This window comes from Candidatus Burkholderia verschuerenii (assembly GCF_001189365.1).
GTDB classification, from domain to species: domain Bacteria; phylum Pseudomonadota; class Gammaproteobacteria; order Burkholderiales; family Burkholderiaceae; genus Caballeronia; species Caballeronia verschuerenii.
Window position 1 is genome coordinate 1 of the sequence record NZ_LFJJ01000005.1, and the last position, 15,000, is coordinate 15,000.

Consider the following 15,000-nt stretch of genomic DNA (forward strand, 5'->3'; position numbering starts at 1 on the left):
GGCGAAGTTCCAAACTCCCAGGAAACCATTCAGATCAATATTGCTTCTGGGAGTTCTGGGAAACACGATCTTCCGGCGGCCCCTTGCCACCCTTGACTTCGACTAATTCTGAAGGGCCGACTAAGAAGTGAAGAGTGCGGCACGCGTCCACGCATACCCATGCTCATCCGTGCGCCGGCATGAATCAGCGTGGCGACCAAAATAATTTATAGTTTTTGTATTTTGCAAAGACGAGGAATGGCCGGATCCGGGCACGGCGAGAACGCCGGTGAGCGCCGCCCGGCGCGGCTTTGCGGGATTCGTCGATGCGCGCCGAGCCGTTCGAGTCGGGATAACCCGCATTTGACAGTGATCGTTGGCCTCAATAGATTTGAAACGTTCTAACGCGAAGCGGCGTCCAGGCACACGCCTATCAGCCGACGCACGCGTCTGCGTGAATGGCGTTCACGTTAAATCAGATATGTATGAACGCGTCATTCGAGCTTCGATTTTGCTGTCAGAAATGAAACGTTTTAACGACATTGGCACGTCTGACCGCGCCTGACGCATCGCGCGCGTTCAGACCGAAAAAACGCCCAGATACAGGAGACACGCAATGGAAGGCTTGACCCGGCAGATCGGCCGATTCGCGGCCGAATTCGAACTGTCCGCCGTGCCGGATGCATCGCTGGAAGGCGCGCAGACGGGCATCGCGGATTGCATCGGCGTAATGCTCGCGGGCTCGAAGGAACCCGCGCCGAACATCATCCAGCGCACCTGTATCGACGTGGACGCCGAACGCGGCGCGCCGGTCGTGCCGTCGCGCCGCTGGCTCGCGCCGGCCGACGCCGCGCTGGTGAACGGCGTCTCGGCGCACGTGCTCGATTACGACGACGTCGCGCTGGCGGGCCATCCGAGCACCGTGCTCACGCCGGCGATTCTCGCGCAAGGCTGGGCGTCGGGCAGCAGCGGCCGCGACATGCTGGCGGCGTATATCGCCGGATACGAAACCTGGGCGTTGCTCGACGATCTCGAACCGGGCCACTTCCACGATCTCGGTTTTCATCCGACGGCCGTGCTCGGCACCATCGCGACGGCGGTCGCGTGCGCGTACCTTCAGCGGCTCACCGTCGAGCAGGCGACGCACGCGGTCGCGTTGAGCGCATCGCTGGCGGCGGGGCTGGTCGGCAACTTCGGCAGCATGACGAAATCGCTGCACGCGGGCCGCGCGGCGCAATCGGGCGTGCTGGCCGCGACGTTGGCGAAGGCCGGCTACACGGCCTCCGTCGACGCGATGGAGCATCGCACCGGCTTCATGCGCACGCATTCGCCGTCGCGCGAGCCGGATCTCGCCGAGCGCGATCATCGGCTGGGCCGCGAATGGCGCATGCCGGGTTACGGCGTCAACGTGAAGCGCTATCCGATCTGCTATGCGACGCATCGCGCGATCGACGCGGTGCTCGCCCTGCGCGCGGCCGAATCCGTCGCCGCCGATGCCGTCGCCGAAGTGCGCGTGCTGACCGGCGAAACGCAGCGTCTGATGCTGCGCAATCGCGCGCCGCAAACCGGCCTCGAAGCGAAGTTCAGCATGGAATTTCCGATGGCGAGCGCGCTGCTGGCCGGACGCGTCGGCCTGCGCGAACTCACCGACGAATTCGTCACGCGCGCCGACGTGCAGGAACTGATGTCGCGCGTGAACGTGACGACGACCAAGGAACTCGCGAAGGACTGGGATCAACCGTTCGCGCCCGTCGATGAAGTGACCTTCGTGATGAAGGACGGCCGCGAGCTGAAGGCCGATCCGGTCACGCGTCCGAAGGGCAGCTGGCAGCGGCGTCTCACGCAGGACGAGTTGCGCGAGAAGTTCGTCGATTGCGCGCAGGACGTGCTCGGCGACGGCACGGGCGCCTTGTTCGATCAACTGTCGAACCTGAAGACGCTCGGCTCGGTGCGCGAACTCGACCTGTTCAGCACCGCGCTCGCCTGAGCGGACGCTGACTCGATCAACAAGCGGAGGAACGATGGATCTGGGACTCGCGGGAAAGAAGGCCGTCGTGACCGGCGGCAGCAAGGGCATCGGTCTGGAAACGGCGCGCCGGCTGGCGGGCGAAGGCGCGGACGTGCTGATCTGCGCGCGCCGTCACGACGCGTTGCAGGAAGCGGTGGAAGACATCAAGGGCACGACGGGCCGCATGGTCGAGGCGATGTCGCTCGACGTGACCAATGTCGAGCAGATCGCGAGCCTGCCGGACGTGATCCGCACCAAGCTCGGCTGGATCGATCTGCTGGTGAACAACGCGGGCACCGGCACCTATAAGCCGTTTCTCGAGGTCACCGACGAAGAGCTGCAATACGGCACCGCGATCAACTTCTTCGCGCAGTTCCGCATCTGCCAGCGCATCGTGCCGATGATGCTCGAGCGCGGCGGCGCCACATCGTCAACGTGTCGGGCGAGACCGGCATCATGGTGCTGAATCAGCCGTTTCTGTCGTCGTGCACGGGGCCGTCGAAGTCGGCAGAAATCCGGCTGTCGAAGATTCTCGCCAACGAATTCGCGCCGCAGAATATCCGCGTGAATTGCGTCGTGCCGGGCTTCGTGCAGACGCCGGAACGCTTCGGCAAATGGGAGCGCGAACTCGCCAAGCGTCCGCTCGACGACAACTAAGCCGAGGACGCGCGCACCCAATGGGCGAAGAATCAGGCGATGCGCAATACCCGCTGGGGCACGCCCGAGGAACTGGCGAGCCTGATCGTGTTCGCGCTCTCCGATGTCTCCGCGTTCATGAACGGCGCGGTGCTGGTCGCGGACGGAGCGATGGACAAGTTATGACCGACGGGCTTGACGACGCGCTGCACGCTTTTAGGCTCGATGGCCGGGTCGCGGCGATCACGGGCGGCGCGCGCGGCATCGGCCGGGCGGTGGGCGAGTTGTTCACCGCCGTCGGCGCGCGCGTGATCGTGCTCGATCGCGATATCGAAGCGGCGCAGGCGACCGCGCTCGCGCTCGGATCGCAGGCGCGCGCGCATCGGCTCGATGTCCGCGACGAAGCGCAGGTCGATGCCGTGTTCGACGAGATCGCGCGCGCGGAAGGCCAGATCGACGTGCTGGTGAACAACGCGGGCATCGCGATCCGGCGGCCCACGCTCGAACTGAGCGCGCAAGAATGGGAGCAGGTGGTGTCGGTCAATCTCACCGGCACGTTTTTGTGCGCGCGTGCCGCCGGGCGTCATATGGTGGCGCGCGGGCGCGGCGCGATCGTCAATATGGCGTCGATCTTCGGCGTGTCGGGCGGCGGCGTGTATCCGAACATTTCGTACCAGGCGTCGAAGGGCGCGGTGGTCAACTTCACGCGGGTGCTAGCCGTCGAATGGGCGCGGGCGTGCGTGCGCGTCAACGCGCTGGCGCCGACCTGGGTCGATACCGATCTGATCGCGCCGTTGAAGAACAACGCGATGTTCATGGCGAAGAGCCGCGAGATGACGCCGCTCGGACGCTTCGCGAGCACCGCCGATGTCGCCCACGCGTGCCTGTATCTGGCGTCCGATGCCGCCGCGATGGTGACGGGTCACATCCTGCCGGTGGACGGCGGCTTTCTCGCGCAGTAGCCGAAGTAGCCGCTATTGCGTTCACGCGCCACGCAGATCAGTCGCGCGGACCGCGGCAGGAGCGGCGCAGCACGATCTCGGTCGGAATCGTGATGCGGCGCGTCTGCGTCGACTTGACCGCCGATCCCGGCATGCGGCTGAGCATCACCTGTGCGGCGTTGCGGCCCATGCCTTCGAGGTCCCAGCGCACCGTCGTGATGGGCGGCGACGCGAGTTCGGCCAGATCGGTATCGCCGACCGCGATGATCGAGACGTCCTGCGGCACCTGCACGCCCTTGAGCGTGAGTGCGCGCAGCGCGCCCGCGAGCATCATGTTGCCGCCGAGGATAATCGCGGTGGGCGGCGTTTCCATCGACATCAGCGATTGCACTTCCTGATAGCCGTAGGTGGCGTCGAGACTGTCGAGCCGCAGCAGCGACGGGTCGATCGGCAAGCCGGCCGCTTCGTGCGCCTCGACGAAGCCCTTGAAACGTTCGCGTCCGGGCCGGATGCTCGACGCGCCGGTAATCAGCGCGATGCGCCGATGCCCCAGCGACAACAGATATTCGGCCGCCTGATGAATGCCGTTGCACTGATTCGACACGACATGGTCGCACTTCTCCGGAAACTCGCGCTCGATCAGCACGGTCGGCACATGCGTGCTCTCGATCAGCTTGATCATGCGTTCGTCGTATTCGTCGGACGGCGCGAACAGCAGGCCGTCGACGCGGCGTTGCAGCAGCAGCTTGAGCAGTTCGATTTCATGCTCGACCTTGCCGTTGCTGTTGGCGAGGATGAACGCGTAACCGTAACGCCGCAGCACTTCCTCCGCGCCCTTGACGATGGATGCAAACAGCGGATTGCGCGAGTCCGGCAGCAGGCAGCCGATCGCCTTCGTCGATGCGGTGCGCATGCTTTGCGCGACCACGTTCGGCTGCCAGCCGGTCGCCGCGATGGCCGCCTCGACGCGCGCGCGGATCAGCGGCTTCACGCTCGGATGCTTGTTCGCGACGCGCGACACCGTGCCGAGCGAGACGCGCGCGGCGGCCGCGACATCGCGCATCGTGACGGCCGTCTTGGCGGGCGGGATGGTCTTGCGGGATGCGGACTTCATCGGACCATCCGGCGAGGCGTGAACGAGACAGTGGGAACGGCGGAAATTTGTATTCCTTTCAGTTGATTCTGAGTGCTCTGTAAAAACCGGTAGTCGGGGTGGCAAGCCCCATGGATCAGTACTCTACGGCATTTCACAATATGCGGTAACTATCCCCACGCACTAGGAATAACACGTAAAAAATGAAACGTTTCATTGAGGCTCACAGGGCGCTCTCATAGACTGGGTTCTCCGTCGCGCAGGTCGGCTTCAAGTCCGATCAACGAGCTTCGCGCGAACGGTCCGACTCGAAAAAAATCAAGGAGACAAGCCGGATGTTCCGCACGCGCGTTTTTGACCAACCCAAGCCGTCCCTGAAACCTCTGAAGTTCGCGCTGGCCGCGAGCATCCTGTCGATGAGCGTCGCCGCGCACGCGGCTGCATGCGACGTGAAGATCGGCGTCGTCGCCGTGTTGTCGGGCCCCGCCGCGAGCTGGGGCATCGCGCTGCGCGAAGGCGTGGCGTTCGCCGCGCAGGAAGTGAACGCGACCGGTGGCCTGCAGATCGGCCAGGAGAAGTGCACCGTCAGCTTCACCGCGCTCGACAGCAAGTACACGGGCGAAGCATCCGCGTCGGCGGGCAATCAGCTGGCGAGTCAGGGCATCAAGATCATCATCGGGCCGGTGGGATCGCCGGAAGTCACGGGCATCAAGCCGATCGTCGCGCGCAACGGCATCCTCGTGATGGCGAACAGCTACGCGAAGGACGTGATCGGGCCGCGCTGGCCGCTGGTGTTTCACTTCGGGCCGGGACCGAGCGGCTGGGCCGATCCGATCATCAAGGCGGCGAAGGCGCGCTTCAACATGAAGAAGGTCGTCGTGATGGCGCCGAACGATCAGGGCGGCACCGACGTCGCTTCCGTCGATGCCGCGATGTACAAGAAGAACGGCATCGACACGGCCGAGGAGTACTACCAGCGCGGCACCACCAACTTCGCGCCGATCGTGCTGCGCGTGCTGGCCGGCAAGCCCGACGCGGTGGAACTCGCGTCGTCGCCGCCGGGCGATACGGGCACCGTCATCAAGCAGTTGCGCGATGCGGGCTTCAACGGTCCGATCGGGCATCTGGGCGGTCCGGGCACGGAGGAAATCGTGCGCGTGGCGGGCGGCCTCGACGTCGTGAAGAACATGTACTGGTATGAGCCAGTGGTGCGCGATCCCGAACTCGCCAAAGTGGACGAGCAGTACAAGGGCTACTTCAACAAGGATGCGCCGCAGAACACGCTGTTCTATCAATGGCTCACGGCTTCGCGGATGGTGCTCAAGGCGATCTCGAAAGCCGGCACGGCCACCCGACCAAGGTTGCCGAAGCGCTGCGCGGCCTGCCCGTCGACGATCCGAACATGGGCAAGGGTCAATGGATCGGCAAGGAGTTCTTCGGCGTGAATCAGGAACTGTCGTTCCCGTTCGGTATTGGGATGATCGTGGACAGCAAGTATCTGCCGGTGCAGAAGGTGCCCGCCGCGACCGGTAAATAACCGGCCAACGATGATGCCAGTACCGTCCCGCACGCGCGCGCAGCAGAGGAGGAGACCGCAATGACAGCGTTTATCGCGACCGCCATGATCGGCCTGAGCCTGGGCTCGCAATACGCGCTGCTCGCGCTCGGCTTCACGCTGATCTTCGGCATTCTCGGCGTGATGAATTTCGCGCACGGCGCGTTCTATGCGCTCGGCGGCTACGTGGCATATGCCGCGGTCAGCCATCTCGGCATGCCGTATCCGGTCGCCGTGGTGATCGCGGCGCTGGTGACGGGCGCGATCGGCTACGTCTTCGAGCTGCTGCTGATCCAGCGCGTGATCGACGATCACCTGTCCACGCTGATGCTCACGCTCGGCCTGTCGATGCTCATCACGACGGGTCTGGTCGGCGGCTTCGGCGCGGAATCGCCGGAGTTCAAGTTTCCGGTCGAAGGCGTGCTGGAGATGGGACCGGTGCGCGTGCCGCTGTCGAATCTGATCACGGTGGCGGTGAGCGCGTGCATCATCGGCGGGGTGTATCTGCTGATGTTCAAGACCGGCTTCGGCCGCGCGTTGCGGGCGCTGGCGAGCGATCGCGAAACGGCGTCGACGCTCGGCCTGCGCGCGAATCTGATGTTCCCGCTCGCGTTCAGTATCGCGACGGCGCTGGCGGGCGTGACCGGCGCGCTCGTCACGCCGATTCTGTCGCTGTCGCCGCACGTCGGCGAGCCGGTGCTGGCGACCTCGTTCATCGTCGTCATTCTGGGCGGGCTCGGCAGCTTGTGGGGCGAGGTGGCGGCCGCCGTCATCGTGGGTCTCGTCGAAGCGTATTCGAGCGTCTATCTGGGCGGATCGCGCGGCGCGCTGGCGCTGTTCGTGCTCGTCCTGATCCTGCTGATCGTCAAGCCGTCGGGTTTGTTCGGCCGCGAAGTGAGAGGAGCGTAAGTCATGGAAATGTCGCAATCCTGGGCGGTCAGGCGCACGCGGGCGGACGTATCGGGCTATGTGGCGGTCGCACTGGTCGCGTTGGCCGTGCTGATCCCGTTCCTCTCCACCGATCAAAAGGTCTATTCGATCACCAATCAGATTCTGATCGCGGTGCCGGCCGCGCTGAGCGTCTATCTGATGCTGCGGATCAATCTGATCAGCTTCGCGGTGCCGGCGTTCATGTGCATCGGCGGATACGCGTCGGCGTGGTGCGCGTTGAACGCGACGACCAATCTCGTCGTGCTCACCGGCGTCAGCTTCTTCCTGCCGATGCTGATCGCGTTGCCGCTCGGCGTGCTGGTGCTGGTGCTGGTGCTGCGCGGCGTGTACTTCGTGCTGGTGACTTACGTGCTGTCGGAGATCGTGCAGTTGCTGCTGTTCGAATTCTCCGAACTGACCGGCGGCGCGAACGGCCTGACCGGCGTCCCCGCGCCGAGCTTCGGCAGCATCGACTTCATGGATAACCGCTCGGTGCTGCTGATCGCGACCGGTCTCGCGCTGATCGCCGTGCTGATCGTGTGGGCGACACTGCGCGCCTTCCGCGATCCGTTCGACGGCATCCGCGAGAACGAACTGCTGGCGCGCAGTCTCGGGCTGGTCGTGTGGCATTACAAGGCGCTGGCGTTCTGTCTCGCGGCGGGACTCGCGGGGCTGGCCGGATTCTCGCTCGTCAACATGCTGCTGATGGCGCATCCGTCATCGTTCGCGGCCAACAACGGCGTGACTTACATCGCCTACGCGATCATCGGCGGGCAGGGCGGCATGCTCGGCGCGATCGTCGGCGCGGGGCTGCTCGTGTGGGCGACGGCGTTCTTCAGCATCGGCGGCGAATATTCGAACGGGCTGTTCGGCCTGCTGGTGATGATCATCGTGCTGGTCGCGCCGTCGGGCGTGGCGGGCGTGCTCGGCAAGATCGGCGAACGCCTGCTCGCGGCCGTGCGCAGCCGCGGGCACGGCAACCTGTCCGGCGCATCGCCGAGGGAGGCACGGGAATGAGCACGACGGCATCCACCACGGCATCGTCCACGTCGTTCGCGCCTTCGACGGTAACGGAATCGGCCGGCGCGGGACACGGCGCTGCGCTGCGCGTGAACGGCGTCACCAAGCGCTACGGCGGCCTGAAGGTATTCGAGAACCTGAGTTTCGAGCTGGGCGTGGGCGAAGTGCTCGGCGTGATCGGGCCGAATGGCGCGGGCAAGACCACGCTGATCAACGTGCTGTGTGGCTCGACCGGCTGCACGGGCGGCCACATCACGCTACGCGGACGCGAGATCGGCGGTTTGCCGCTGCACGAAGTAAGCTGTCACGGACTGGTGCGCACGTTCCAGCAAACCAACACGTTCCGTTCGAAGTCGGTGCGCGAAAACTTGGGCTACGCGTTGCGCTTCAGCCGCAGCGATGCCGCGCAGCACGCGCATGTCAGCGAGATGTTCGAGCGCTTCGAGCTCGCGCCGCGTCTCGATGAAATGAGCGACAAGCTGCCCTACAGCCTGCAGAAGATGCTCGGGCTGCTGCTCGCGTTCATCGCCAAACCATCGGTATTGCTGATGGACGAACCTGCCGCCGGGCTGGAGCGGCGCGAGCGCGAGTATATCGACTTTTTCATCCACAAGGCGCGCGAGGCGCTGGGTTGCAGCGTGCTGATCGTCGAGCACGACATCGACCTGATCCGGCGGCTGTGCGAGCGCGTGATCGTGCTCGACGGCGGGCGGCTGCTCGCGGCCGGCGAAACGGCGGAAGTGCTCAGCCGCAAGGACGTGCTCGCGGCGTATGTCGGAGAGATCGAGGAGACGGCGGATGCTGACGGTTCGCAACATTGAAGTGAGCTACGGCGGCGTGACGGCGCTGCGGCGCGTCTCGATCGATATCGGGCGCGGCGAGACCGTGCTGCTGGTCGGCGCGAACGGCGCGGGCAAGTCCAGCCTGATCAAGGCGATCATCGGCGCGGTGGCGCCGTTCGCGGGCAGCATCGAACTGGAAGGCCGCGATCTGAGGCGTTTGCGCGCCGATCAGCGCGCGCGGTTGGGCATCGGCTATTCGCCCGAAGGACGGCGCGTGTTCGCGACCATGTCGGTGCGCGACAACGTGCTGTCGGGCGCGTGCGGCAAGCCTGCCCGCGAGCAGCGCGACGCGTACGGCTGGCTATGCGAAATCTTCCCGCTGCTGCGCGAGCGCGAGGCGCAGCCGGCGGGCCAGTTGAGCGGCGGGCAGCAACAGATCGTCGCCTTCGCGCGGGCGATGTGCGCCGCACCGCAAATCCTGCTGCTCGACGAACCGTTCTTCGGCCTCGCGCCGATCTGGATCGCGCGCATCAGCGATGCGATCCGCGAAATCCAGCGGCGCGGCACGACCATCCTGATGAGCGAGCAGATGGCGCGGCCCGCGCTCAAGCTCGCCACGCGCGGCTATGTGATGCGCGGCGGCGAAGTGCGTCACGAAGGCGATGTGCAGACGATCAGCGCGCTGGCGCTGAGCGACGAGTATCTCTGAGCGCGTTGTATCGATCCGCTTGGCCGAAGCAAAAATGAAACGATTCATCGAACCACCGCAACCGAAACTGAGCCGAAGATGGGGAGACATATGCAAGACGAGATGCCGCTTGCCGGCACGGTGATCTACGAACTCGGAACCAGCGTGGCCGCGCCGTACGCGGGGCAGATTCTGGCCGATCTCGGCGCGCGCGTCATCAAGGTGGAGAACCCGGACGGCGGCGATCACGCGCGTCATTGGGGGTCGCCGTTCTGGAACGACGAATCGGTGACGTATCTGGCGCTCAATCGCGGCAAGGAAAGCATCACCGTCGATTTTTCGGATGCGGGCCAGTGCGAGCGCCTGCGTCAATCGATCCTCGATGAAGCCGACGGCGTGATCCAGAACCTGCGCCCCGGTTTGCTGGCGAAGTTCGGTCTCGATCCGGAGCGCTTGCTGGCGCAAAAGCCGTCGCTGATCTGGTGCGACATCGGCGCGTTCGGCCATGTCGGGCCGTTGCAGGGCAAGCCGGGCTACGACCTGCTCGCGCAGGCATCGACGGGCATCATGAGCATTACCGGCGAGTCGGAGCGGCCGCCCGTGCGCGTCGGCGTATCGCTGGTGGATCAGGGCTCGGGCATGTGGGCGGTGATCGGCATGCTCTCGCGGATGCTTTCGCGCGAGCTCGATGGCCGGGGCGGCCGCGTCGCGACCTCGCTGTACGAAACCGGCCTCGCGTGGATGACCGTGCCCGTGGCGACCTACAGCGCGTCGGGCAAGGTGCCGCGCTCGCACGGCTCGGGACTCGCGCAGATCGTGCCGTATCAGGCGTTCCGCGCCGCCGATTCGTGGCTGATGATCGCCGCCGGCAACGACGGCCTGTTCGCGCGGCTGGCCCGCGCGCTCGATCGGCCGGAACTGGCGACGGACCCGCGCTACGCGACCAACGCGCAACGCGTGCACAACCGCGACACGCTGCTGCCGATTCTCGAAGAAGCGATCGCGCGGCACGCCGCCGACGAACTCTCGCAGCGCCTCGACACTGCGGGCGTGCCGAATGCGCCGCTGCTCGAAGTGGATCGCGTCGCCGCGCATCCGCAGACGGTCGCGCTCGGCATGCTCGAACCCTGCGACGGCGACACGCTGCCGCTGATGGGCGTGGCGATCACGCTGGACGGCCGGCGGCCGCGCGCGGGATCGCGCCGGCGCTCGGCGCGCACAACGAGGCGTCCGACGCGCTGGCGGGCGAAACCCTTCATAACTCAGGAGAGCATTGTGGAAACTGAGCTTCAGACGACCTTCGAGACCTTGCGCATCGATCAGCCGCAGGAGCGGGTGCTGCGCGTCACGCTGCATCGGCCGGAATACTCCAACGCCATCAACACGCAGATGGGCCGCGATCTGGTCGCGTTCTTCGAACAGTTCGCCTTGTCGTCGCACGGGCAGCGCGTGATCCTGCTGACGGGCGCGGGCGAGAAGGCGTTCTGCGCGGGCGGCGATCTCAAGGAGCGCAAGGGCATGAGCGATGCCCAATGGCTCGCGCAACACGCGATTTTCGAGCGCATGGTGCGCGCGATGATCGATTGCCCGGTGCCGCTAATCGGCGCGATCAACGGCGCGGCGTACGGCGGCGGCTGCGAACTGGCGGCGACCTGCGACTTCCTGTACGCGGCCGATCACGTGCGCTTCGCGCTCACCGAAGTGACGCTCGGCATCATGCCCGGCGGCGGCGGCACGCAGACCTTGCCGCGCGCGCTCGGCGAACGGCGCGCGAAGGAACTGATTCTGAGCGGACTGCCGTTTTCCGCGCAGCAGGCGCAGAACTGGGGCTTCGTCAACGAAGTCGTGCCCCGGCGCTGAACTGGCGGATCGCGTGATGCAGATCGCGCTGCGCATCGCGGCCAACGCGCCGATCTCCGTGCGTCAGGCCAAGCAGGCGATCCATCGCGGCTTGCAGATGTCGCTGGCGGACGGCCTCGCCTTCGAAATCGAAGCCTACAACCGCATGGTGCCGACGAAAGACCGCCTCGAAGGCGTGCTGGCCTTCAACGAGAAGCGCAAGCCGGATTTCAAGGGCGTTTGAGCAAGGAGCCGAGCGATGAACATGAGAGAGCGAAGCGACAAAGCGACAGTGCGCGAAGTCGGATTGCGCGACGGCCTGCAGATGGTCGGCACGATCCTCACGGCGCAACAGAAGATCGAATGGTGCACGCGCGAGGTCGCGGCGGGCGTGTGGGAAATCGAGGTGACGTCGTTCGTGCCGCCGAAACTGGTGCCGCAATTCGGCGATTCGGTCGAGGTGGCGCGCGCGGCGCTCGGCATCGCCGGGTTGCATGCATCGGCGCTGGTGCCGAACCTGAAAGGCGCGCAGCGCGCCGCCGAAGCGGGTCTGCGCAAGATCGACTTCGTGCTGTCCGCGAGCGACGCGCACAACCAGAAGAACGTGCGGCGCTCGACGGCGGAATCGGTCGAGGACTTCGGCCGCATCATCGAATGGCGCAAGGAGGCGGCGCCCGATCTGGTGGTGGGCGCGGGCATCGCGACGGCGTTCGGCTGCGCGATCAGCAGCGAGGTGCGGGCGGATCGCGTGCTCGGCATTCTCGACGAACTGCTCGCGCACGGCGCGGACGAGATCACCATCGCCGATACGGTCGGCTACGCGAATCCGGCGCAAGTGCGCGCGCTGATGCGCGAGGTGATCGCGCGCGTCGGCGGCCGTCCGCTGACCTGCCATTTTCACGATACGCGCGGCCTCGGCCTCGCCAATGTCGATGCCGCCGCGCAGACCGGCGTGCGGATTTTCGATGCATCGCTCGGCGGGCTCGGCGGCTGTCCGTTCGCGTCGAACGCGACCGGCAACATCAATACGGAAGACTGCGTGTATCTGCTCAAATCGATGGGCCTCGACACCGGCATCGACGTGCGCGCGCTGCTCGAACTGCGCCGCGAGATCGAAACCTGGCTGCCAGGCGAGCCGTTCGTCGGCGCGATCAGCCGGGCCGGCTTGCCGAAGACCTACGACACGCGCGCAGTGCTCGCCTGAACCCCGATTCAACGGACCTTCATCATGAACCAACTAGCCGAAGCAGCAAACCTGACGGACGTTTCCATTTCGACCGAGCGCGAGGATTACGCCGACCTGCGCGACGCGGTGCGCCGAATCTGCGCCGATTATCCCGGCGAATACTGGCGTCGGCTCGACGGCTATCCGAGCGAATTCGTGCAGGCGCTCACCGATGCCGGTTTTCTCGGCGCGCTGATCCCCGAGGAATACGGCGGCGCGGGCCTGCCGTTGCGCGCGGCGGTGGTGATTCTCGAGGAGATCAACGCGAGCGGCTGCGTCGCGAGTCCGGCGCACGCGCAGATGTACATCATGGGCACGCTGCTGCGTCACGGCAGCGAGGAGCAGAAGTAGCGCTATCTGCAAGATCGCGTCGGGCGAATTGCGTCTGCAGGCGTTCGGCGTGACCGAGCCGACCACTGGGTCCGACACCACGCAACTGAAGACGCGCGCCGAGCGTCGCGTCGACAAGTACATCGTCAACGGCCAAAAGCTGTGGACGTCGCGCGCGCTGTATTCGGACCTGATGCTGCTGCTGGTGCGCACGACGCCCGTCGAGCAGTGCAAGAAGAAGACTGACGGACTGTCGACGCTGCTGGTCGATCTGCGCGAGGCGAAGGGTAAGGGCATCGAGATCCGGCCCGTGCAGGCGCTGATCAATCACAACACGACGGAAGTGTTCATCGACAACCTCGAAGTATCGGTCGAGAATTTGATCGGCGAGGAAGGCCGAGGCTTTCGCTACATTCTCGACGGCATGAACGCGGAGCGCATTCTGGTCGCGCAGGAATGTATCGGCGATGGCCGCTGGCTGCTCAGGAAAGGCGTCGACTACGCGAACGAGCGCAAGGTTTTCGGCCGGATGATCGGCCAGAATCAGGGCATCTAGTTTCCGCTCGCGCGCGCGTACATGGAACTCGAAGCCGCCGATCTGATGTCGCGCAAGGCTGCCGCGATGTTCGCCGCCGGTCTGCCGTGCGGCGCGGAAGCCAACATGGCGAAGCTGCTTGCATCGGAGGCGACCTGGCACGCGGCCGATTCGACCTTGCAGACGCACGGCGGCTTCGGCTATGCGCGCGAATACGACATCGAACGCAAATGGCGCGAAGTGCGGTTCTATCAGACCGCGCCGATCTCGACCAACCTGATTCTGGCGTTCATCGCCGAACATGTGCTGGGACTGCCGCGCTCGTATTGATCCGATGCAACGAACATCAAAGAGACAAGGAGACACGCATGGCTTTGTTCATGACGGACGCGCAGAAGAAGCCGGGCATGTTCGGGCGCATCCTGACGCCGGATGCCGGCTGGCTCGCGAAGCAGCCGGTCGAGGCAGCGCTCGAGCCTGACTTGCCGATCGTCGATACGCATCATCACTTGTGGGATTTGCCGGGCAGCCGCTATCTCGTCGGCGAGTTCGCGGACGATACGGGGACCGGTCACAACATCGTGCAGACGGTCTTTCTGGAATGCCACGCGATGTATCGCAAGGACGGGCCGGAGGCGTTTCGTCCGGTCGGCGAAACCACCTTCGCGGCGGGGCTCGCGGCGATGAGCGAAAGCGGCAACTACGGGCCGACGCGCGTCGCGCAGGGCATCGTCGGGCTGGCGGATCTGTCGCTGGGCGAAGCCGTGCGTCCGGTGCTGGAAGCGCATATCCGCGCGGGCGATGGCCGCTTTCGCGGCGTGCGTTACGCGACCGCGTGGGATGCGAGCGAGGTCATCGGCAACAGCTATACGTCGGATGGTCCGCATATGCTGGCGCGGCCCGAGGTGCGCGCGGGCATCGCGTGTCTCGCGTCGCTCGGGCTGTCTTACGATGCGTGGGTGTTTCATCCGCAGCTCGGCGATGTCGTCGATCTCGCGCGCGCGATGCCCGATGTGAACATCATCCTCGGACATTGCGGCGGGCCGCTCGGCTACGGCCCGTACGCGAATCAACGCGACGCGGTGTTCGCCGCGTGGAAGCCGAAGATGGTCGAGCTCGCCGCGCTGCCCAACGTCACCGTCAAACTCGGCGGCATGATGATGCGGCTCGTCGCGTTCGACTACAACGTCGTCGCGACGTCGCCTTCGTCGGCCGAACTGGCGGAGATGTGGAAGCCGTATATCGAAACGTGCATCGAATTGTTCGGACCCGATCGCTGCATGTTCGAGAGCAATTTCCCGGTCGAGAAGATGGGCAGCGGCTATGTGACGCTGTGGAACTGCTTCAAGCGAATCACGGCGGGCGCGTCGTCGAGCGAGAAGACCGCGCTGTATTCGGGGACGGCGAAGCGGGTGTATCGGTTGGGGTGAGGGCGCGAT

At 65.4% G+C, this 15,000-nt stretch carries 13 protein-coding genes and 2 pseudogenes; 14 read left to right on the forward strand and 1 reads right to left on the reverse strand.

What is annotated here, in order from left to right:
* The first annotated feature begins 595 nt into the window (after nucleotides 1-595).
* The 3 genes and pseudogenes from BVER_RS02225 (at nucleotide 596) to BVER_RS02235 (ending at nucleotide 3,585) form a co-directional block, all read left to right on the forward strand.
* A complete protein-coding gene (locus BVER_RS02225; protein ID WP_050451911.1) occupies nucleotides 596-1,966 on the forward strand; it encodes an MmgE/PrpD family protein in 1,371 nt (456 codons plus the stop codon).
* A gap of 34 nt (nucleotides 1,967-2,000) precedes the next feature.
* Nucleotides 2,001-2,809: pseudogene (locus BVER_RS32220) on the forward strand (SDR family NAD(P)-dependent oxidoreductase); the annotation flags it as partial.
* Entirely contained in the window at nucleotides 2,806-3,585 is a 780-nt protein-coding gene (locus tag BVER_RS02235) for an SDR family NAD(P)-dependent oxidoreductase (protein ID WP_050451912.1), read from the forward strand. The pseudogene BVER_RS32220 and the gene BVER_RS02235, both read left to right, overlap by 4 nt.
* Nucleotides 3,586-3,622: 37 nt before the next feature.
* Here the strand turns inward: BVER_RS02235 and BVER_RS02240 are convergent, their stop codons facing one another.
* Nucleotides 3,623-4,678 (reverse strand): LacI family DNA-binding transcriptional regulator, encoded by a 1,056-nt coding sequence (locus tag BVER_RS02240; RefSeq protein ID WP_050451913.1) that lies wholly within the window; start codon nucleotides 4,676-4,678, stop codon nucleotides 3,623-3,625.
* Nucleotides 4,679-4,992: 314 nt separating this feature from the next.
* Here BVER_RS02240 and BVER_RS02245 point away from each other — a divergent pair, with 314 nt between their 5' ends.
* From BVER_RS02245 to BVER_RS02290, 11 genes and pseudogenes are all read left to right on the forward strand, one after another.
* On the forward strand, nucleotides 4,993-6,102 hold the full coding sequence (locus tag BVER_RS02245; protein ID WP_198155123.1) for an ABC transporter substrate-binding protein: 1,110 nt from the start codon (nucleotides 4,993-4,995) through the stop codon (nucleotides 6,100-6,102).
* Nucleotides 6,060-6,194, forward strand: a complete 135-nt coding sequence (locus BVER_RS35040; RefSeq protein WP_269750727.1) for a hypothetical protein — start codon at nucleotides 6,060-6,062, stop codon at nucleotides 6,192-6,194. Before BVER_RS02245 ends, BVER_RS35040 begins: the two co-directional genes overlap by 43 nt.
* Nucleotides 6,195-6,254: 60 nt before the next feature.
* Nucleotides 6,255-7,121, forward strand: coding sequence for a branched-chain amino acid ABC transporter permease (locus BVER_RS02250; RefSeq protein ID WP_050451914.1), 867 nt, complete (start codon nucleotides 6,255-6,257; stop codon nucleotides 7,119-7,121).
* 3 nt (nucleotides 7,122-7,124) lie between these two features.
* On the forward strand, nucleotides 7,125-8,159 hold the full coding sequence (locus BVER_RS02255) for a branched-chain amino acid ABC transporter permease (RefSeq protein ID WP_050451915.1): 1,035 nt from the start codon (nucleotides 7,125-7,127) through the stop codon (nucleotides 8,157-8,159).
* The gene (locus BVER_RS02260) at nucleotides 8,156-8,983 is read left to right on the forward strand and encodes an ABC transporter ATP-binding protein (protein ID WP_083452008.1); all 828 of its coding nucleotides are present in this window, start codon (nucleotides 8,156-8,158) and stop codon (nucleotides 8,981-8,983) included. Before BVER_RS02255 ends, BVER_RS02260 begins: the two co-directional genes overlap by 4 nt.
* Nucleotides 8,961-9,653, forward strand: a complete 693-nt coding sequence (locus BVER_RS02265) for an ABC transporter ATP-binding protein (RefSeq protein ID WP_050451954.1) — start codon at nucleotides 8,961-8,963, stop codon at nucleotides 9,651-9,653. The genes BVER_RS02260 and BVER_RS02265 overlap by 23 nt, the downstream gene beginning before the upstream one ends.
* A 90-nt stretch (nucleotides 9,654-9,743) precedes the next feature.
* Nucleotides 9,744-11,492 carry a CoA transferase gene (locus tag BVER_RS33235; protein ID WP_269750728.1) on the forward strand — a complete coding sequence of 583 codons (1,749 nt, stop codon included), beginning with the start codon at nucleotides 9,744-9,746 and terminating at the stop codon, nucleotides 11,490-11,492.
* Nucleotides 11,493-11,508: 16 nt separating this feature from the next.
* Nucleotides 11,509-11,715: an enoyl-CoA hydratase-related protein gene (locus BVER_RS35045; protein WP_269750729.1), complete on the forward strand. Its 207-nt coding sequence runs from the start codon at nucleotides 11,509-11,511 to the stop codon at nucleotides 11,713-11,715.
* Between the two features lie 21 nt (nucleotides 11,716-11,736).
* Nucleotides 11,737-12,675, forward strand: coding sequence for a hydroxymethylglutaryl-CoA lyase (locus BVER_RS02280; protein WP_050451955.1), 939 nt, complete (start codon nucleotides 11,737-11,739; stop codon nucleotides 12,673-12,675).
* Between the two features lie 24 nt (nucleotides 12,676-12,699).
* A pseudogene (locus BVER_RS02285) lies at nucleotides 12,700-13,891 on the forward strand (acyl-CoA dehydrogenase family protein).
* 38 nt (nucleotides 13,892-13,929) lie between these two features.
* Entirely contained in the window at nucleotides 13,930-14,991 is a 1,062-nt protein-coding gene (locus tag BVER_RS02290) for an amidohydrolase family protein (protein ID WP_232316338.1), read from the forward strand.
* Nucleotides 14,992-15,000: the final 9 nt, after the last annotated feature.